This is a genomic window from Prevotella sp. P6B1 (assembly GCF_000702825.1).
In the GTDB taxonomy this organism is placed as follows: Bacteria; Bacteroidota; Bacteroidia; order Bacteroidales; family Bacteroidaceae; genus Prevotella.
Genome location: NZ_JNKF01000012.1, coordinates 43,014 through 61,450, shown reverse-complemented (window position 1 = coordinate 61,450; position 18,437 = coordinate 43,014). Strand labels below are relative to the sequence as shown.

The window sequence follows — 18,437 nt, the reverse complement described above, 5'->3', positions numbered from 1 at the left end:
GATATGATAATAAAATTTATTTTTGACAGGCTGGTGTCACTGATTGGTCTATTGTTTTTATGGCCGGTATTGCTGATTGTTGCGTTACTGGTGAAAATAAAAATGCCAGGTGGTCCTGCTGTCTTTGTACAGATAAGAGTGGGTAAAGATGGTAGATTATTCAAATGCCATAAGTTTCGTACTATGACGCCGGATCACGGTGGTAGTACAATAAGTGTTGCTGGAGAAAGCCGCATAACCCCACTTGGGGCCAAGCTTCGTCACTTCAAATTGGATGAATTACCCGGTTTGTGGGATGTGCTTATTGGCAATATGAGTTTTGTTGGTCCTCGCCCGGATGTTCCAGGGTATGCGGACAAACTTGAAGGTGATGCCCGCGTCGTATTGAAATTACGTCCAGGGATTACGGGCCCGGCAACTTTAAAATATCGATTGGAGGACGAAATGATTGCTGATTATGTTTCACAGAAGCAGGCAGAGGGCGACCCCCGAGTAACACAGGAGATAGCCAAAGAGTATAATGATAATGTCATTTATCCGGATAAGGTACGACTAAACTGTTATTATTACCATCATTACTCCTTTATTAAGGATTTGCAGCTACTGGTCTGTACGGTATTGGGTAAACACATGAAGTATAATAATGAAATAATATAATTATGGTAAATAAGAGAATCTATTTGTGTCTCGCTCATATGAGTGAGGAGGGATTGGAACAAAAGTACATTAAGGAAGCTTTCGATACTAATTGGGTGGTGCCATTGGGTCCCAACGTAAATGCTTTTGAGGAAGACTTAGCTACATTTGTTGGTAAAGATAAAAAGGTCGTAGCTTTAAGTTCAGGTACTGCAGCAGTACATCTGGCCTTGATTGCTTGTGGTGTCGGACCTGGCGATGAGGTGATTGTGCAGAGCTTTACGTTCTGTGCATCGAGTCATCCAGTAACTTACCTGGGGGCAACGCCTGTGTTTGTTGACTCTGAGCGTGATACTTGGAATATGGACCCGGATTTGATGGAAGAGGCCATCAAGGATCGTATTGCAAAGACGGGTAAGAAACCCAAGGCAATTGTACCTGTAGCCCTGTATGGAATGCCTTATCAGATAGATCGTATCATGGAGATTGCTGATAAGTATGATATTCCCGTGATTGAGGATGCTGCTGAAGGATTCGGATCTCGTTATGATGGTAAGGTGCTGGGTACATATGGTGAGTATGGCGTTCTGAGTTTTAATGGTAATAAGATGATTACCACATCAGGTGGTGGCGCGCTGATCTGTCCTGACAAAAAGGAGTGGGACAAGGTGATGTGGCTGGCTACTCAGGCTCGTGAGAGCTATCCTTATTATCAGCATGATGCTATTGGCTACAACTATCGCATGAGTAACATCTGTGCAGGTATAGGTCGCGGTCAGATGACAGTGGCTAATGATCATATTGCTCACCATCATCATGTGCAGGCTCTGTATGAAGAGCTGCTGAAGGACGTGAAGGGGGTAACTGTACACAAGCAGCCTGCTGGAAAATATGATTCCAACTTCTGGTTGAGCACCATTACCCTGGATCCCGATTTGAAAGTGAAGGGTGAGGAGAATGCATATAAGACTATTGTACGTGGTGCTATCGGAGGTGCTGCAGGTGTGATACATGTAGCATCAACCGCTGTTACTGATTGTCAGCCCAACAATAATGTTGAGGCTATGCGTATGGCTCTGAATGATGCAGGTATTGAGGCACGTCCAGTATGGAAACCTATGCACAAGCAGCCTGTATATAAGGACGCTCCTGCTTATGTGAATGGGGTTAGCGAGGATGTCTTCAAGATAGGTCTGTGCTTGCCTACAGGTCCATACGTTAGCGATGAGGATGTTCGTTATATAGTGGATTGTATCAAAGAATCGATTCAATAAATATGAGTAATTTTGTCGATAAGATATTAAACTGGTACTTCTCAAAGAATGCGCTGCCTTATTGGTGCATATTCTTGATTGACTGTGCCATCGTGATGGTGAGTGGAGCACTTACGTACTGGATGTTTAACAGTACGCAGGCACTCTACGATAACACATTGCGTGTGTTTAATACGATGGCTATCGTGGCGTTACTAAGTACGCCCGGATTCATATTGTTCCATACATATTCGGGCTTTATGCGTTTTGCGGGTTTCGTCGACCTGATGCGAGTGGTGTATGGTAACCTGGTGTCGCTGGGAATAGTCACACTGGCTCACTTTGTTAATGATCAGCTGCCCGAAGAGTGGTTTATACACTTCCGACTTGCGGGTATTTTCCTGATCTACCTGTTGGCCACACTGATGATGTGGTGTGTTCGTGTATTCGTGAAGACACTCTATGAAGTGGCTTTCTCAGATAAGCGAGCCATGCGCATCATGATATATGGTGCAATGCAGGGTGGCGTAGGACTTGCTAAGAGTATCCGAAATCAGCGTCCACGAAAATATGTGGTTAAGGGATTTATCACCCATATGAAGAAGACAAAACATCAGGAGATTCTGGGTGAGCCTGTATATTCGGTGTGTGATGATTTGCAGGATGTTATCCGTAAAAGGGATATCGAGGCAGTGATGGTGGCACCATACAGAGTAAAGGAGTTCCGTGAGAATCAGGAGATGCAGGATGTTATCATTGGTGCAGGCGCAAAAATCCTGATGTCGCAGAATGCCATTGAGATGAGTGATGACAGTCAGGTCGATGAGAATGTCAATGTTGCTGGCCTGCAGATGCGCGAGGTGAGTGTAGAGGAATTGCTGCCGCGCACTGAAATCCGTGTCGACCTGAAATCTGTCGAAGAGTTGCTTAAGGGCAAGCGTGTTCTGATTACTGGTAGTGCTGGCTCTATCGGTTCAGAGATGGTGAATCAGGTGGCTAAGTTCAGCCCTGCAGCTATGATGCTGATTGACCAGGCAGAGACGCCTGAACATGATATCCGCTTGATGATGGCCAAGAACTATCCGGATATTCCTGCGGAGACCATCGTTACCAGCATTTGCAATCAGGCACGTATGGAGGATATTTTTAGCCGCTTTAAGCCCGACTATGTGTTCCATGCTGCGGCATACAAGCATGTGCCGATGATGGAGAACAACCCAAGCGAAGCGGTAAATAATAATATTTATGGTACAAAGGTGATAGCCGACCTGAGTGTGAAGTATGGCGTCAAGAAGTTTGTGATGGTGTCTACTGATAAAGCTGTGAATCCTACTAACGTGATGGGCTGCTCAAAGCGTATCTGTGAGATTTATGTGCAGAGCCTGGATCGCAAGCTCAAACTGGAGCACCTGCAGGAGTTCCGTAAACTTGATCGCAACTACGCTAAGACTCAGTTCGTGACCACCCGTTTCGGAAATGTGCTTGGCTCTAATGGCAGTGTGATACCCCTGTTCCGCAAGCAGATTATGGAGGGCGGTCCTGTCACCGTGACCGATGAGAATATCGTGCGCTACTTTATGTTGATACCCGAGGCCTGTAAGTTGGTGCTCGAGGCTGGTACTAAGGGTAACGGAGGCGAGATATTCGTGTTCGACATGGGTAAACCGGTGCGAATATACGATTTGGCTAAGCGCATGATAAGTCTCTCGCGCGCTAAGGGTGTGGAGATCGTTTGTACAGGCCTTCGTGCTGGTGAGAAACTCTACGAGGAGGTGCTTAACGATCAAGAGAACACCAAACCTACTTTCCACGAGAAGATTCGAATAGCCGAAGTCCGTGAATATGACTACGATCAGGTTTGCAAAGATATCGATGAATTGGTTGACATTGCTAAAGGTTTTGATGACATGGAGACGGTAAGGAAAATGAAAGAAATCGTACCGGAATACAAATCAAACAATTCGATATACGAGAAACTCGACTAATTTTTTTGTAATGGATGTAATTAAGACAAAGATTGAAGGGGCATATATTATCGAGCCTAAAGTATTCAAGGATGCGCGTGGGTATTTTTTTGAGTCGTTCTCACAGCGGGAGTTTGATGAGAAGGTAGGGCCTGTCAGGTTTGTACAGGACAACGAGTCGATGTCGAGTTATGGGGTGATGCGTGGATTGCATTTCCAGCGCCCACCGTTTACGCAGAGTAAACTGGTGCGTTGCGTGAAGGGGGCTGTGCTCGATGTGGCAGTGGATATCCGTAAGGGTTCTCCCACCTATGGACAGCATGTGGCGGTGGAGCTGACGGAGGAGAACCACCGGCAGTTCTTTATCCCCAAGGGCTTTGCGCATGGGTTTGCGGTGCTTTCTGAAACAGCGGTGTTTCAGTATAAGTGCGATGAGTTTTATCATCCGGAGGCTGATGGTGGCATCAGCATCCTGGATGAATCGTTAGGGATTGACTGGCGTATCCCTACTGATAAGGCGATTCTTTCGGAGAAAGATACGAAGCATCAGGTGTTGAGGGATTTTGATTCGCCATTCTGATGGGGCTTCGCCCCCTCATACCCCCCCAAAGGTTAATCGCCTCATTGGTTCTTTTTTCGACCAATGGGGCGATTTTCCTTTTAATCCGATTTTTTTTCTTTATGGTGGCGAGCCGCTGCCGAGCTCACCTGGTGGCTCAGCGACAAACTCTTCGGCGCCGACAGCCCAGTAGCCGTAGGCTCCTCGGGCACCACCGTCGAAGTGCGCTACGCCTTCTGAGCGAGAGAGAGCAAAAAAAATATGGTAAAGAATTCTTTTTTATTCAAAAAAGTTGTATCTTTGCATCGGTTTATAACAATAAAATGATAACTAATCTTCTTACATAATATGATTACAACGATAAAGTCACAGTCAACAGAGATAAGTACCCTCGATGCACTTTGGACACTCTATCAGAGTCAGTCGAAGAAAGTACGTCAGGCTTTGGCCAAGCGTATACTTGAGGAGCATAAGCTGCATCAGACTCAGGCGCAACAGCAGATGGTCAAGGAAAGTCTGACACGAGCTTTTGATGACCTTCATTCTGGTAAGGTCCGTCATGATGCTCGTAAACTGTTCAAGTAGGCCATTATGCGTTAAATGGTCAATTTTGACATATTAAGGCACATTAATGAGGTGATATAAAATTATCCCGCCGTCCTCGAAGCTGAGGGCGGCGGGCTTTTTTATTGCTCTAAGATGAGCGGGGAGAGAGAGCTATGGCTGTAGATGGGCATAGGCCTTTACAGCGTCAAAGCATGGGCATTTCTTGTCGGGGTTCAGATCGTGATGACCTACGATGAGAGCTTTCGGGAATTGGGCGTGGAGACGTTCCAGCAGTTGCTCTAATGCTATTTTCTGCTCGGGCGTCCGTGTGTCGACTTCTTCCCCTTTTTCATTGAGACCGCCTTCGTAGCATACACCGATACTATGGCTGTTGTGACCTACGCAGTGGGCACCGACCTTTTCGATGGGGCGTCCTGTTTCGATAGTGCCGTCGCGCCTTACCACATAATGGTAGCCGATACCCTTCCAGGGCCTGCCATCCTTGGTCTTCCGCTCCTTGTGCCACTTGTTGATGTCGGCTACAGAGCTCCGCTGTCCGGGATGGACAGCAGAGCAGTGGATGATGATGAGTGTGATGGTTCTCATACGCTTACACATGATACGGTTCCAAGTGCTGCGGCGAGTGCTGTGAGCACGCTAATGAACGTCTGAATTAAAAATTTCCAGATTTTCTTTTGAGTTTTGCTCATAATGTATTATCTTTGTCGGGTGAAACATCGATGCATTAGTCTTCGGTGCTGCCGTCAGGGTTGGGCTCGCCCCCTTCACCGCCGGTATTGCCACCGTTGGTGCCGCTGGTGTTGCTGCCGCCGCTGGTGCCGCCAGAGTTACCGCCTCCATCGGTGCTGGGAGCATCTGGATCAGGTTCCGATGACTCTTCGTTAGAGGTCTTGCTCACGCGCTTGAACTCGGCTTTCGTCTTGAATCGATCGATCCACATCTTGGGCAGTTCGATACCGATATCAGCTGTGAGGTCGCTGATGGTGAGGTCGGATACCGAGAGTTCGCGGTTCACGTCGATGTTGAGAGTCGGATCGGCAGCCTGTCGTGCCTGCAGCTTCTCTCTCAGCTGTTTCTGGCTGATGGAACCTGACACGCTCGGACGGAAGGTCAGTCCCTCAGGTGAGCATATCACCTTGACGTTCAGACCTAACAGCAGAGGCAGGCGCAGCTCGATCAGTTTCATCACTGCAGCTACATCGGCAGCAGTCACTGTGGCGCCGTCGGCCAGATAGTCACAGAGCCCGTTGAAATCGAGCGTCTGCTGATTCACCAGACGGGGAATGACCAGATCCTCACCAGTCAGATGATTGTGGATTTTGTACATTTGCACTTTTAGTGCCATCTTGTTGCTCCTTGTCAATAGGAGACTTGGTATTTTCTCTACGACACGACGTTGTGCCTTGAGATTGACGTTGCAAAGGTAGCCTTTCGAAGTGCTGAAAGCAAGAAAGAAACCAGCTGCCAACTTTCTTTCTAAATATGGACTGATAATCAATAACTTATAGAATAATTAAAAAACTATGGACATCAACATTAAAGGAGATCCCGGAACGGGTAACACCTACCAGGAGATTAACATTCAGCATGTGGAGAACTTTAACCCCGCAGCTACAGTTGTAAACAACTATTATAATGGTACGCGCGCAACGACCAGGAAGGCTTCGGATGCCGCCGATCCGGCTGCCACTGTCGATATTGCGACCATTCGTCAGGACATCCTGAACTATGTGAGCCGATTGCGCAGTCTTCTTGCCGATGCGTATAAGAGCAGCTATATGACGTTGTGGGACGAGCTGCTCCGTGTCGATGTGATTGCCGAGCGTGTCTATAACCCAGGCAAGCAGCAAGGCACCAATTTTAATCGTAACTTTGTGGCGAATATCATCTGCTATTTAGGTCGTCGGGGTTTCTTTGGCGATCGCGATGCTTACATTCCGTCACATTTTTCAATGCTTCTCGAAGGCACTATAGAGCATTCGGTTCGGGCCGAGTTGGCGAGGCTTCCCGAGGAGGGTATCGTATCCCGCCTGAATAGGGTGCTTGAAAACCGTGAATTAACTCAAACGATGAAATGAGCGTGCTCGTTTTATAAATCGAATTAATTCAACAGAAAATATGTGTAATTTAGGCATACTGAAAAAGCTCACGAAAAAGCTTCGTCCGAGGCGCCCCGTGACGCACGTCATCATTGTTGTTCCATTGAACTTTATCAATGTCAATTTTGTAACAATAATTGTAGATAAAGTTGATAGTTTCAATCCCAATGCGGTGACTGTCAACACCACCTATTATGGTCATGAATCGTCCGGGGATGATTCCGACGATGAAAGTCAGCTGTAGTATCTTTGCTTATGGCATGCAATCAGCCCTCTCTTGGTGGCATCGCGCTATCAAGGGAAGGGTAGATTGCGCTATCTTAAAAACTGCGGACGAATCGGAAATTAATCCCCGATTTATTTGGTTGATTAAAATATTATGTTTATTTTTGCAGCGGAAAATTGATGAATCGATTCACACCATTCGTTCAATTTCTGTGATATTACTAGTCTAAACCGACCTAATGCGCTGATAATCATAGTTTTATAGTTAAGCGTTAGGAGAGGGATTATTACGCTCTGTCCATTAGGAACGATGATTTTTATAAAACGGTAGTAATATATCGTTTTACAATCTAATTGAGAAAATAATGAAAACAGCACTTATTACTGGTATTACTGGTCAGGACGGTAGTTACCTGGCCGAGTTTTTGTTGGAAAAAGGTTATGATGTTCATGGAACGATTCGTAGAAGCTCCGTCGATTTCCGTGAGCGCATCGCCCACCTCGAGGGGACACCCCATTTCCATCTACACTATGCCGACCTGGGCGACTCTATGAGTGTGCTGGGCGTGATTGGAAAGGTACGCCCTGATGAGATATATAATCTGGCAGCTCAGAGCCATGTGCAGGTGAGCTTTGATTCGCCTGAGTTCACCGCCGATGTCGATGCTGTAGGTGTGCTCCGTATCCTGGAGGCAGTTCGTCAGCTTGGTATGACGGAGACCTGCCGTATCTATCAGGCTTCGACATCGGAGCTGTATGGTAAGGTGGAGGAGGTCCCTCAGAACGAGAATACACCTTTCCATCCCTATAGCCCATACGCTGTAGCCAAGCAGTATGGTTTCTGGATTGTCAAGGAGTATCGTGAGGCCTATAATATGTATGCCTGCTCAGGCATCCTCTTCAACCACGAGAGTGAACGCCGTGGCGAGACCTTCGTCACTCGCAAGATCACCCTTGCTGCCGCCCGCATCAGCCAAGGCCTGCAGGACTGCCTCTACCTGGGCAATATGGACAGCCTGCGCGACTGGGGCTATGCCAAGGACTATGTAGAGTGCATGTGGCTCATTCTTCAGCAGGACAAACCAGAGGACTTCGTAATCGCTACAGGCGTTCAGCACTCTGTTCGTGAATTCACGGAACTTGCGTTCAAACATGCAGGCATTGAACTGAAGTTCGAGGGCGAAGGTATCAACGAGAAGGGAATTGTAGTAAAAGGCCCAGAAAACTTGATTGGTAAGACCGTTGTTGCAGTTAGCGAAGATTTCTATCGTCCTACGGACGTGGTGAACCTCTGGGGTGATCCCACAAAGGCAAAAGCTAAATTGAAGTGGAATCCTAACAAGACCAGCTTCGAGGAGTTGGTGAAGATTATGGTCGAGCACGACATTGCCAAGGTTGCCGCAGAAGGTGCAGCAGCGAAGGTTAGAACCAACTTAGCTGAATACTTGGAGAAAGGAATCGTAAAGTAAGCTTCAGAGTTTAAGTGGTTTAAAAATTTAAGAAATTTAAGATGGCCGCAGTAAAGGACTTTGAAGAGCTAGCAATCTTCCAGAAAGCACGTGAGCTTTCTAAGAAGATTTATCCTGTTACTAATAGGGAAGGATTTAAGTCCGATTTCCCAGTTAATTGAAGGGGAGTATTTAACTTACATCTTTTTTCTCTTATCAAGTTACTCAAATAAGAATTGTCTAGATGGACTATAGATAAATAATAGAATCACTGATAAATGCAAGATACATCTTCAAATAACAAACGATTAGCCAAGAACTCTATTGCATTATATATCCGAATGCTTCTTACTACCGTGGTGGGTTTATATACATCACGTGTAGTATTAAACACATTGGGCGTTGATGATTTTGGAGTTTATGGCCTTGTGGGTGGTGTAGTATCCATGTTGGGTTTTTTGAACTCAACCATGTCTGCCTCCACCTCTCGCTTTATTACCTACGAGTTAGGCAAGGGTGATAAACAGCGACTTGCAGACACATTCTCTTCTGCTCTCATAAATCATATTATCATAGCAGCTGTTGTATTTGTATTATGTGAGACTGTTGGTATATGGTATATCAATTGTAAGATGGTTATCGCCCCAGAGCGACTCTTTGCAGCTAATTGGGTGTTTCAGTTCTCTGTCCTATCTGTTTTATTGACTATTACCCAGGTACCATATAACGCGTGTATTATTGCACATGAGAAGATGGATGTATATGCTTATGTGGAATTGTTGAATGTTTCTCTTAAACTTCTTATCGTATATCTGCTTCAAATCCTAAGTGGTGATAAATTGATTATCTATGGATTATTGGTATTCATAGTATCCAGTTTCATAAGAATAGTTTATCGATTATATTGTCATAGACATTTTGAAGAGTCTCATTTCCATTTCGTTTGGAAACCAGAAATATTAAGACCCATGTTGACATTTTCTGGGTGGGACCTGTATGGAAACCTTGCTAGTACAGCCAGAATACAAGGTGTTAATATGATTATCAACTCCTTCTTTGGTCTTGCACTTAATGCTGCTTCAACAGTGGCAGCGACCGTTTCTTCATCCGTTGGTCAATTTGCAGGTACTGTTGTAACAGCGGTTAGGCCACAGATTATCAAAAGTTATGCACGTGAGGAATACGATGAGACCGAAAGACTCATCATGCTGGGATGTGTGCTGAACTTCTTTCTTTTTTCACTTGTGGGAATTCCGCTTATTTGCGAAATGCATTATGTTTTGGAATTGTGGCTCAAAATAGTTCCTGATCATGCAGTATCTTTTTGTCAGTTATCGCTTATAGCTTCTATATTATCCAGTATGACGTATATAGTCATCACAGGCATACATGCAACAGGAAAGGTTAAGACAGTCGGCATTGTCCTTGGAACGATGTACTTACTGATTCTCCCTGCAACATATATTCCATACGCATTAGGTTGGCTGGATGCTAATCTGCCATATTACATTGGAGTTATAGTAGGCTTGTTAAGCATTGCCGCACCTGCATATATCTTAAAGAATTATATGCCTTCGTTTTCAGCAACGAAATTCGTTCTTAACATTGCTGGCCATCTTTTAATTCCGTTTGCGGCACTTATTTTTATTGTCACGTTCGTCATGAGCAATATGGAAGAGAGTTTTGTAAGGTTGGTATATACGACTTTGTTTTCTACTTTACTACTAGGCATATCTTCTGTGGTAATGGTGCCAGCAAATATAAGGGGTGCTGTGATACAATACATAAAACGATTTTTAAAAAGAAATACAACAAATATATGAACTGTAATAAAGAAAATGAATATAGTTAACGATAATTAGCACTTAGTGCTGATTCGTACCCTCTCATGGGGGCTTCTCGCCCCCACACCCCTCGGTGTTTTCAGGTATTAGATTTTCCAACCTGATACACTTTGGAAAAATGCAGGAGTTACTTTTTTGAAGATATGTAACCATCAACATAGGGTTTCTCCTGAGTGACAATGGCAAAAGCCTGACGGATGAGTTTGTTAGCCACAGCTATGACAGCGACTTTTCCAGGCTTGCCATTAGACCGCAAACGGTCATAACAGGCTCTGCATTCAGTGTTGCATCTCAGAGATGCGAATGCTGCCACATAGAGCTGACTCCTTAAAGAAGAGTCCCCGTTGCGGTTGATGTGACCTTTGAAATTGACTGAAGTACCGGACTGCTGATAAGTCGGCGACAATCCCAAATGACGGGTGAGTTGCTTGGCATTATCAAAGTAAGTGAAGCCGCCAGTGGCCATGATGAGTGCAGCTGCAAGCGTTATACCTATGCCTTTTACAGAGGTGAGTAAATCCATCTGCTTCTTGTATTCAGATTTGGCAAGAGATGTAAGATCTTCTTCTAGGTCTTTGATCTGCTTCTCAAGGAAAGCAATGGTCTTGTCAATAGACTTCTTGCACTTGGCATCAAAGAACGGCAGCACCTCCATGGAGCCTTTGAGGTTCCTTGTGGCAATGAGTTGTTTCTTGAGCTGGCGGATGACTGTACGCTTCTGCTTTAAGGTGAGAATGGCATCACTGCGGAGCTTGTATGGCGCAGGTTGCATTTTCTCTCCATAGAGAGCAATCAGACGGGCATCTATCTCATCCGTTTTGACGGTAGATAGCATTGCACGAGCAAAGTTCTTCACTTTGAGCGGATTCTCCAAACTTGTCGTTATACCTGCCTCTGAAAGCAGATAGACAAGCAGAGCACTGTAATTTCCTGTCGCTTCCATGACGCAATGGTGCTCCTCCTTGGAGATAGTCCTGATGAACTCATGAATCCCCTTAGTGGTGTTCTTGAATGTCTTCGTCTTGCTGTTCTTGTCTGGAGAGTAAGCGACGACGAAAGAGTCCTTGCTGACGTCAATACCAATGTAAGTCATAACAATAACATTTTAAATAATATGCAACATCGAAACATCTTGGAGCCATCATTGCAAATGCGGGGTCAATGCCCAGTGAACTGTCCGGATTCGGATGTTAAGGAGTGGGGGCGGAACATATTTTACTGTCTTATGACGAATGAAAGGACGGCCTTATTCCACATCCTTGATGTTGTTAACGAGTGCAAATATAATAATTAATATTGAATATACAATGAAAGGAATAGTACTCGCCGGAGGTTCCGGCACTCGCCTCTACCCTATAACCAAGGGTGTAAGCAAGCAGTTGCTTCCTATATATGATAAGCCGATGGTGTATTATCCCATCAGTGCACTGATGCTGGCTGGGATTAGAGCCATGTTAAAGAACCAATATGGCCAGTATCTACTTAAGGTCATAGATGAGATGAAAGAAGAAATTAATTCTAATACATTCACTCATCCTGAAATGTCAGAAATAAAAGAATAGAAATATGTCAGAGAAACAAATTACCGTTACCTCGCCGTTGTTGCCAAACCTTGACGAGTTCAATGAGATGCTCAAAGAGATTTGGGCAAGTAAATGGGTGACTAATAATGGCCAGTTCCATAAGCAACTGGAGAAGGCATTGGCAGAATATCTGAAAGTACCTTATATCAGTCTTTTCACAAACGGAACATTGCCTCTGCTTACAGCCCTTCAGGCACTTCGTATAACAGGCGAGGTCATTACCACACCATATAGCTTTGTAGCTACAACTCATAGTATTTGGTGGAACGGGTGCAAACCTGTCTTTGTGGATATTGAGGAAGAAACTTGCGGCATAGATCCTGACAAGATTGAGGCTGCTATTACCCCTAAGACTACCGCTATCATGCCTGTTCATTGCTACGGCAAACCCGTGAAGATGAAGCAGATTCAGGAGATAGCTGACAAGTATGGTCTTAAGGTTATCTATGACGCTGCTCATGCCTTTGGTGTAGAGGTGAATGGTGAAAGTGTACTTAATGCAGGCGATATGTCAACCTTGAGTTTCCATGCCACGAAGGTTTATAACACCCTTGAAGGTGGCGCCTTGGTATGTCATGATGAGAAAACAAAGCAACGTATTGACTATCTTAAGAACTTCGGCTTTGCTGGTGAGACAGAGGTCGTTGCTCCTGGCATCAATAGTAAAGTCGATGAGGTACGTAGTGCTTACGGTCTTTTGAATTTGAAGCAGGTGGACGCTGCCATTGCAGCAAGACAAAAGGTCGCACAGAAATATCGTGAGGCATTGAAAAATGTTCCAGGTATCTCTTTCTTTGAAGATATGCTTGGTGTCCGTCATAACTATAGCTATTTCCCCATCTTTATCAATGCGGAGGAGTACGGCAAGACCCGAGATGAACTTTATTTTGAGATGAAAGAAAAAAAAGTATTGGGACGTCGTTATTTCTATCCTCTTATTAGCGATTTTAGCACCTATCGTGGATTGCCAAGTGCTACACCAGAAAACCTTCCAATTGCAACAAAGATTGCAAATGAGGTAATCTGTCTTCCAATGCATCATGAACTGAGTGAGGAAGATATCAACAGAGTTCTTGAATTAGTTGTAAGATAAAAAAATGAGCAAGAAGATATTAGTGTTCCCTGGAACACAGTGGCAGGTGCCGCTGATTGAGAAGATACAGGAAATGGGACATCAGGCGTTAGTAGTTAATCCTGACCCAGAAGCTCCTGGAATGAAAAAGGCAGATATGACGCTCATAAGCGACATCTTTGATAAGGACAAGGTTGTTGCTTTCGGTATAGAGCAGCATATTGATGCTGTTATGTCTGATGAGTGTGACATAGCTATGAACATGGTAGCTGAACTTGGTAAGGCTTTTAATGTCCCAGCGATGGATGAGGAAACAGCTGCACTCTTCACGGATAAATTCCTGATGCGTGAGTTCAGTAAAAAGCATGGGCTTAAATATCCGGAATACAAGTTCTGTAAGACCGTTGATGATGCCATCGCTTTACAAAAGGAAATCAACAAGCCCATCATCATTAAACCCCTTGATAGTAATGCAAGTCATGGCGTGTTTAAGTGTAGCAACGAAGAGGAGATTCGTAAACACTTTGATGAATCCATGTCATTCTCGCGCGTAGAGAAATCAGTGTTGGCGGAACGCTTCATTGTTGGTACTGAGTTTACCATTGATGGTGTAAAGACACCTCATGGACACTATACGATGGCTATCAGCGAGAAGAAACACTTTGCCCATAACGAGAGCATTGCCAACGAACTCTTGTTCTCACACTATAATCCATATTTTGATTACGATAAACTGAGGGCTACTAACGATGCTTTCGTGATGAAGAGCAACCTTCAGTTTGGCTTTACTCATGCCGAGTATAAGTTTGAGGATGGCGAGTTCTATCTCATAGAGATCGCAGCCCGCGGTGGTGGTAATATGATTTCCAGTTGCATAACTCAGTATATGACAGGTTATGACACCTATCGTTACTTAGTTGAGTGCGCAACAGGAAATGTCCATGATGAGGATTTCTCACTGCGCCCCGAATATAAGGAGCGTGCCGCTGTTCTAAAGTTCTTTGAAACTCCAGGCGGTGGTGGTAAGGTGAGAGAAATAAAAGGTCTAGATTATATTGAGAACGAACCTGATATTAAACACTATCGTTTGAACTTCAAGGTTGGCGATACTATTGAGGATGCCCTCAATGATTCTGTTCGCATTGGCTTCTACATTGTTTGCTCTGAGAACATGCAGAAACTGAGAGAGGTAATAAGTAACGTACAAAAGAACTTCCAAATTTTATATTAAGCGATTATGGATACAGAAGCTATTAAAAGACAAGCTCTTGACCTGATAGAGGCCAACAAAATCTCATCCACAGAGATTGGTGATGTGCTTGGAAAAACAGGTCAGATAGAAGGTGTCCATGCTTTGAATGCTCAGATGTTCAAGGCTGGTGAAGTGAAAATGATTTATGCTATTAACAATAGCAACTATGAGGTGCATAAACAGCTTGCAGAGTGTGATGACATCAAAGACAAAATTCTCTTTGTCTATAATGTTAATTGTGACCGTGCTGTGTTTGGAGACTTGGTTTCTAAGTACATCATGCTTTATAAGCGTGCTAAAGCCATAGTTATCAATGGTAAGTTGCGTGATGCTCACACACTGATTAAGGAAAAGTATCCTATTTGGCTTCAAGATGTCAGCCCTATTGGTTGTGTAAACCGTCAGAACGGTCCTGATATAGACCCCAAGTTTCTTCAGGAGTTGAAGGATAAGTATGATGGTGCAATCATGGTATGTGATGATTCTGGTGTTGTGATGATTCCAAAGGATAAGATTGATGAGAAATTGATTACTAAACTGGAGTTTATCGAGTATCAGGAGGATATTTGGTTTTACTGTGTTGATACACTTAAGATGAGTACCTATGACACAGTTTGCTTGAAGAAGTATTTGGAGGGAGGTCTGATTGATGAGAACAGGCTTGAAAAATTGAACGAGTTCCAAAAAAATATGTAATAAACCAATATTATTACCGATGGATAATTATGAAGGATTCTTAGGGCAGGGCTCTATTGTCAATAATGTTACTGGTCCTAAGTCAAGTAAGATTTTTGGCCAATGCAGAGTTTCTGATACTACTCTGCATGAGAAAGCCACAATAGGAGATTTTTCTACAATAAGGGAGAGCGAAATAGGAGAGATGAGCTCTATTCAGAGACATTGCGATATTTGGCGGTTGGATCTTGGCAGATATACTTGTGTAGGTAGAATGTCTACAATTCAAGGAACTAAGATTGGCTCATTCTGTGCTTTGTCGTGGAATCTTAAAATTGGAGGGGATGATCATGACTATCATATGCTCTCTACTCATCCTTTTTGGCATAACGTTTCATGGGGCATTGCGGAGGATAAAAAATATTCGGATTTCTATCATGAAAAGGAATACGAAGAACCTTGTGTGATTGGAAATGATGTTTGGATTGCAGCTGGTGTTTCAATTTGCAGAAATGTACATATAGGTAATGGCTGTGTAATAGGTGCAGGTGCTGTAATTACAAGGGATTTAGAACCTTATTCGGTTGTTGTAGGCGTCCCCGGTAAGGTTATTAAGAAGCGCTTCAGTGATGAAATCATTGAACGACTAGAGAGAGCACAGTGGTGGAATTTGCCCATTAATGTGATTCATGACAATTTGTCCCTTTTCCGTAATTCTCATTTAAATGAAGAAATATTGGAGAAGATAGAATTTCTATGTGAAGAGAATAAATTTTAGTATGTCCACAGGAAAGGAGCATTTTATATGAAGAAAATATTACTATTAGGAGCTAATGGAGGCACAGGAAAGTACTTTGTAGATTATTTTTACGAGCAAAACCCTGAAGATGTTCAATTAATTGGAGTCGGACGTCATCATTGTGATTTCGTTGAATCTAAAATAGACTATATTCTTGCAGACATAACAAAAAAAGAGGATGTGGAGAAACTTCCGAAGGATGTTTATTCTGTTGTTCTTCTTGCTGGAGCGATGCCTGCCCGAATGAATGGATACGACCCTGAGCAATATATTAATACTAACATAGTAGGAGTTTTCAATATCCTTGAGTATTGTGTGAAGAATCAAGTTGATAGAATCCTTTTCACACAAAGTTTTGGCGATATTAAAGACAAGGCTGAAAAGGAGTTAGTTTTAACTCCAGATATGAGCCCCGAATTCCGCTATGACACAGATCATTCTGTTTATGTTGTTTCGAAGAACACCGCGGTTGAATTAATCAAGTGCTATCATGCTATACACAACCTAAAAGCATTCATTTTCCGACTTCCTACAGTTTACTCTTGGTCATCAAATGATTCCTATTATGTCGATGGTGTTCTTAAAAAAAGAGCCTGGCGTATTCTAATTGATAAAGCAATAAATGGTGAGGAAATAGAAGTTTGGGGAGATTCTTCACGTGTAAAAGATATGGTCTATGTTAAAGATTTCTGCCAAATGTTATATAAGGCTTGCTTCGCTGATAAGGAATATGGACATTACAATGTTGGAACAGGAATCGGTACTTCGTTAATTAATCAGATTAAAGGTATGATAGATATATTTGGAGATGGGGATTATTCCCATATTGTTATGCGTCCAGATCAGCCATCAGCGCCTCAATATATCATGTCAATAGATAATGCTATAGCAGATTTAAGGTATAAGCCATCGTATTCATATTTGGATATGTTAAAGGATATGAAAAAAGAAAGGAAACTCAACAGATTTTAAATAGTAAGTAAATTAATAGTAGTTCAAAAGAAAATTATAATGCCCGAACAGAATTTGAAAGAAAAGACGGTGAATGGAACAATCTGGGGTGGTTTAGAGAATGTCACTTAGGTTGGTGCTTCCTTTGTCGTAAGTATAATACTGGCTCGACTGTAAGCAGCCAATTTTGACGTATTACCTGAAAAAGTGAGATGACATACCTTTGCACTGACATTTTAAATATAAGATCATGTTCAGTAGCAAAGACTTTGAAAAATGCTGGTTTTTATACCAGAGCGAAGGATTACCTTACAACCTCTCCATTGAAGAGTTCTGCCTTAAACAAGGCGTCCCGGTAAACGAGTTCAATAAATGGTACAGGGATACACACAAACGAATACACCCAATCCAAGTAGATGGTGCTCCGGTTCTGGAAAGCAAAGAAAATGGCTCAGCAGAACAGGCACCCTCCCAAGGTCCGGTTCGCATAGCAGTAACCATCTGTATGAGCAATGGCGTCTTTATCAAGCGGAAGAACCTAAACTACGAGAGTCTTCATCGATTCGTAGAGAAACTGGAGGGCCTATGCTGACGATATCCGGCTTGATGCGTTTCTACTATATTCCAGGTGTGACAGATATGCGCTGTGGCTACTGCCGTTTACTAGAGATAGTCAAGCAGATGACGCATCATGACCCCTATAACTGAGATGTGTTAGTATTCATGTCCAGAGACCGCAGGAAAGTAAAGATGGTCCACTTTGAGAACCATGCCTATTATATCCACGAAAAAGTCTTCACCAATGGCTATAAATTCATGCTTCTCGAGTATAGAGACGAAAGCGGGCAGATGAGTGATCGCATGGACTGGAAGGATTTGGTAGCAGTATTGGAAAGTCCCGTGATAAAGAAACTGCGGCTGAGATAGCTCTCCGCCCGATTAATAATATTTAGCATAAATATCTGTATATCAGATAAATAAGCAAAAAATGGTTGGAAATCTTACATTTATTTTGTAGCTTTGTGGAGAAATAGAAAGGTATGGAATTAGAGGATTTACAGTCCAGAATGGAGCATTTTCGCCACTTGGAGACTCGGGAGAATAGCCCTGAGCCCCCTCAAAAAGCATACCTTTCAATGGAACGCGACGAAATGATATGGTATATAGAGTTTCTCCAGGACCGTTTGGACGAGGAGAAACGTGCCCGTGAAGTGTCAGAGAAGCGTTTCGAAGAGGAGAGCGCAGCACGCAGGGAGGCCGACAAACGTGTCTTTAACCTACTTGATAAAATAGATCGTATGGTTGAACAACACAGTTATGAGATGCAGAGCTTACTCCAGAAGAATCAGGAGCTGCAGCAATCCATTACGGATCTGACCTCCACAATCCGCCTGAGTAGGAAGAATCGCTTTGCCTCTACCAGTTAGAAGATACATCCGGAATCTAAAAAGAATGAAGCTCCGACCCGTGACGAGGAATGTGAAGATCATGACGGCACTCCGGCAAGTGC

Annotated in this window: 20 protein-coding genes and 1 pseudogene; 17 read left to right on the top strand and 4 right to left on the bottom strand. The window is 43.5% G+C overall.

Annotated features, from left to right (window positions below; genetic code table 11):
- The first annotated feature begins 3 nt into the window (after positions 1 to 3).
- The 5 genes from T495_RS0107200 to T495_RS0107175 all read left to right on the top strand — a co-directional run bounded on the left by T495_RS0107200 (position 4) and on the right by T495_RS0107175 (position 4,997).
- Positions 4 to 657 (top strand): sugar transferase, encoded by a 654-nt coding sequence (locus T495_RS0107200; RefSeq protein ID WP_033148170.1) that lies wholly within the window; start codon positions 4 to 6, stop codon positions 655 to 657.
- 2 nt (positions 658 to 659) lie between these two features.
- Positions 660 to 1,910 (top strand): DegT/DnrJ/EryC1/StrS aminotransferase family protein, encoded by a 1,251-nt coding sequence (locus T495_RS0107195; RefSeq protein ID WP_033148169.1) that lies wholly within the window; start codon positions 660 to 662, stop codon positions 1,908 to 1,910.
- A 2-nt stretch (positions 1,911 to 1,912) separates the two neighbouring features.
- Positions 1,913 to 3,874 carry a nucleoside-diphosphate sugar epimerase/dehydratase gene (locus tag T495_RS0107190; RefSeq protein WP_033148168.1) on the top strand — a complete coding sequence of 654 codons (1,962 nt, stop codon included), beginning with the start codon at positions 1,913 to 1,915 and terminating at the stop codon, positions 3,872 to 3,874.
- 10 nt (positions 3,875 to 3,884) lie between these two features.
- Positions 3,885 to 4,433, top strand: coding sequence for a dTDP-4-dehydrorhamnose 3,5-epimerase (rfbC, locus tag T495_RS0107185; protein ID WP_033148167.1), 549 nt, complete (start codon positions 3,885 to 3,887; stop codon positions 4,431 to 4,433).
- 327 nt (positions 4,434 to 4,760) lie between these two features.
- Positions 4,761 to 4,997, top strand: a complete 237-nt coding sequence (locus T495_RS0107175; RefSeq protein ID WP_033148165.1) for a hypothetical protein — start codon at positions 4,761 to 4,763, stop codon at positions 4,995 to 4,997.
- 132 nt (positions 4,998 to 5,129) lie between these two features.
- Here the strand turns inward: T495_RS0107175 and T495_RS0107170 are convergent, their stop codons facing one another.
- The 3 genes from T495_RS0107170 to T495_RS0107165 are packed head-to-tail and all read right to left on the bottom strand — an operon-like array spanning position 5,130 to position 6,324.
- The gene (locus T495_RS0107170) at positions 5,130 to 5,564 is read right to left on the bottom strand and encodes an N-acetylmuramoyl-L-alanine amidase (protein ID WP_028902261.1); all 435 of its coding nucleotides are present in this window, start codon (positions 5,562 to 5,564) and stop codon (positions 5,130 to 5,132) included.
- Positions 5,561 to 5,668 (bottom strand): smalltalk protein, encoded by a 108-nt coding sequence (locus T495_RS15855; protein ID WP_155949983.1) that lies wholly within the window; start codon positions 5,666 to 5,668, stop codon positions 5,561 to 5,563. The genes T495_RS0107170 and T495_RS15855 overlap by 4 nt, the downstream gene beginning before the upstream one ends.
- Positions 5,669 to 5,703: 35 nt before the next feature.
- On the bottom strand, positions 5,704 to 6,324 hold the full coding sequence (locus T495_RS0107165) for a hypothetical protein (RefSeq protein WP_155993510.1): 621 nt from the start codon (positions 6,322 to 6,324) through the stop codon (positions 5,704 to 5,706).
- A 178-nt stretch (positions 6,325 to 6,502) separates the two neighbouring features.
- Here T495_RS0107165 and T495_RS0107160 point away from each other — a divergent pair, with 178 nt between their 5' ends.
- The 3 genes from T495_RS0107160 to T495_RS0107140 all read left to right on the top strand — a co-directional run bounded on the left by T495_RS0107160 (position 6,503) and on the right by T495_RS0107140 (position 10,574).
- Positions 6,503 to 7,057 (top strand): hypothetical protein, encoded by a 555-nt coding sequence (locus T495_RS0107160; RefSeq protein ID WP_028902263.1) that lies wholly within the window; start codon positions 6,503 to 6,505, stop codon positions 7,055 to 7,057.
- A 611-nt stretch (positions 7,058 to 7,668) separates the two neighbouring features.
- A complete protein-coding gene (gene gmd, locus T495_RS0107145) occupies positions 7,669 to 8,772 on the top strand; it encodes a GDP-mannose 4,6-dehydratase (protein WP_051651912.1) in 1,104 nt (367 codons plus the stop codon).
- A 257-nt stretch (positions 8,773 to 9,029) separates the two neighbouring features.
- The gene (locus T495_RS0107140) at positions 9,030 to 10,574 is read left to right on the top strand and encodes a hypothetical protein (RefSeq protein WP_033148163.1); all 1,545 of its coding nucleotides are present in this window, start codon (positions 9,030 to 9,032) and stop codon (positions 10,572 to 10,574) included.
- Between the two features lie 148 nt (positions 10,575 to 10,722).
- Here the strand turns inward: T495_RS0107140 and T495_RS0107135 are convergent, their stop codons facing one another.
- Positions 10,723 to 11,688, bottom strand: a complete 966-nt coding sequence (locus T495_RS0107135; RefSeq protein WP_033148162.1) for an IS110 family transposase — start codon at positions 11,686 to 11,688, stop codon at positions 10,723 to 10,725.
- A 214-nt stretch (positions 11,689 to 11,902) separates the two neighbouring features.
- Here T495_RS0107135 and T495_RS16350 point away from each other — a divergent pair.
- From T495_RS16350 to T495_RS0107090, 9 genes and pseudogenes are all read left to right on the top strand, one after another.
- A pseudogene (locus tag T495_RS16350) lies at positions 11,903 to 12,052 on the top strand (sugar phosphate nucleotidyltransferase); the annotation flags it as partial.
- Between the two features lie 109 nt (positions 12,053 to 12,161).
- Positions 12,162 to 13,271: a DegT/DnrJ/EryC1/StrS aminotransferase family protein gene (locus T495_RS0107125; protein WP_033148161.1), complete on the top strand. Its 1,110-nt coding sequence runs from the start codon at positions 12,162 to 12,164 to the stop codon at positions 13,269 to 13,271.
- 4 nt (positions 13,272 to 13,275) lie between these two features.
- A complete protein-coding gene (locus T495_RS0107120; RefSeq protein ID WP_033148160.1) occupies positions 13,276 to 14,481 on the top strand; it encodes an ATP-grasp domain-containing protein in 1,206 nt (401 codons plus the stop codon).
- Between the two features lie 6 nt (positions 14,482 to 14,487).
- Positions 14,488 to 15,198, top strand: coding sequence for an RraA family protein (locus tag T495_RS0107115; RefSeq protein ID WP_033148159.1), 711 nt, complete (start codon positions 14,488 to 14,490; stop codon positions 15,196 to 15,198).
- A gap of 19 nt (positions 15,199 to 15,217) precedes the next feature.
- Positions 15,218 to 15,955 (top strand): CatB-related O-acetyltransferase, encoded by a 738-nt coding sequence (locus T495_RS0107110; protein ID WP_033148158.1) that lies wholly within the window; start codon positions 15,218 to 15,220, stop codon positions 15,953 to 15,955.
- A gap of 27 nt (positions 15,956 to 15,982) precedes the next feature.
- The gene (locus tag T495_RS0107105) at positions 15,983 to 16,948 is read left to right on the top strand and encodes an NAD(P)-dependent oxidoreductase (protein WP_033148157.1); all 966 of its coding nucleotides are present in this window, start codon (positions 15,983 to 15,985) and stop codon (positions 16,946 to 16,948) included.
- Between the two features lie 564 nt (positions 16,949 to 17,512).
- Positions 17,513 to 17,635 carry a hypothetical protein gene (locus T495_RS16290; protein WP_255347595.1) on the top strand — a complete coding sequence of 41 codons (123 nt, stop codon included), beginning with the start codon at positions 17,513 to 17,515 and terminating at the stop codon, positions 17,633 to 17,635.
- 42 nt (positions 17,636 to 17,677) lie between these two features.
- Entirely contained in the window at positions 17,678 to 17,854 is a 177-nt protein-coding gene (locus T495_RS16045) for a hypothetical protein (protein WP_197020358.1), read from the top strand.
- 209 nt (positions 17,855 to 18,063) lie between these two features.
- Positions 18,064 to 18,354 carry a hypothetical protein gene (locus tag T495_RS0107090; protein WP_155993508.1) on the top strand — a complete coding sequence of 97 codons (291 nt, stop codon included), beginning with the start codon at positions 18,064 to 18,066 and terminating at the stop codon, positions 18,352 to 18,354.
- The last annotated feature ends 83 nt before the right edge of the window (positions 18,355 to 18,437 follow it).

Bases quoted from the DNA above. Each gene is read 5' to 3' on its own strand.
- T495_RS0107190 (WP_033148168.1), top strand. From the start codon at position 1,913: ATGAGTAATTTTGTCGATAAGATATTAAACTGGTACTTCTCAAAGAAT.
- T495_RS0107090 (WP_155993508.1), top strand. From the start codon at position 18,064: ATGGAACGCGACGAAATGATATGGTATATAGAGTTTCTCCAGGACCGT.
- T495_RS16290 (WP_255347595.1), top strand. From the start codon at position 17,513: ATGCTGACGATATCCGGCTTGATGCGTTTCTACTATATTCCAGGTGTG.
- T495_RS0107175 (WP_033148165.1), top strand. From the start codon at position 4,761: ATGATTACAACGATAAAGTCACAGTCAACAGAGATAAGTACCCTCGAT.
- T495_RS0107120 (WP_033148160.1), top strand. From the start codon at position 13,276: ATGAGCAAGAAGATATTAGTGTTCCCTGGAACACAGTGGCAGGTGCCG.
- T495_RS0107170 (WP_028902261.1), bottom strand. From the start codon at position 5,564: ATGAGAACCATCACACTCATCATCATCCACTGCTCTGCTGTCCATCCC.
- T495_RS0107110 (WP_033148158.1), top strand. From the start codon at position 15,218: ATGGATAATTATGAAGGATTCTTAGGGCAGGGCTCTATTGTCAATAAT.
- gmd (WP_051651912.1), top strand. From the start codon at position 7,669: ATGAAAACAGCACTTATTACTGGTATTACTGGTCAGGACGGTAGTTAC.
- T495_RS0107135 (WP_033148162.1), bottom strand. From the start codon at position 11,688: ATGACTTACATTGGTATTGACGTCAGCAAGGACTCTTTCGTCGTCGCT.
- T495_RS16045 (WP_197020358.1), top strand. From the start codon at position 17,678: ATGGTCCACTTTGAGAACCATGCCTATTATATCCACGAAAAAGTCTTC.
- T495_RS0107115 (WP_033148159.1), top strand. From the start codon at position 14,488: ATGGATACAGAAGCTATTAAAAGACAAGCTCTTGACCTGATAGAGGCC.
- T495_RS0107195 (WP_033148169.1), top strand. From the start codon at position 660: ATGGTAAATAAGAGAATCTATTTGTGTCTCGCTCATATGAGTGAGGAG.
- T495_RS0107140 (WP_033148163.1), top strand. From the start codon at position 9,030: ATGCAAGATACATCTTCAAATAACAAACGATTAGCCAAGAACTCTATT.
- T495_RS0107160 (WP_028902263.1), top strand. From the start codon at position 6,503: ATGGACATCAACATTAAAGGAGATCCCGGAACGGGTAACACCTACCAG.
- T495_RS0107165 (WP_155993510.1), bottom strand. From the start codon at position 6,324: ATGGCACTAAAAGTGCAAATGTACAAAATCCACAATCATCTGACTGGT.
- rfbC (WP_033148167.1), top strand. From the start codon at position 3,885: ATGGATGTAATTAAGACAAAGATTGAAGGGGCATATATTATCGAGCCT.
- T495_RS0107125 (WP_033148161.1), top strand. From the start codon at position 12,162: ATGTCAGAGAAACAAATTACCGTTACCTCGCCGTTGTTGCCAAACCTT.
- T495_RS0107200 (WP_033148170.1), top strand. From the start codon at position 4: ATGATAATAAAATTTATTTTTGACAGGCTGGTGTCACTGATTGGTCTA.
- T495_RS0107105 (WP_033148157.1), top strand. From the start codon at position 15,983: ATGAAGAAAATATTACTATTAGGAGCTAATGGAGGCACAGGAAAGTAC.
- T495_RS15855 (WP_155949983.1), bottom strand. From the start codon at position 5,668: ATGAGCAAAACTCAAAAGAAAATCTGGAAATTTTTAATTCAGACGTTC.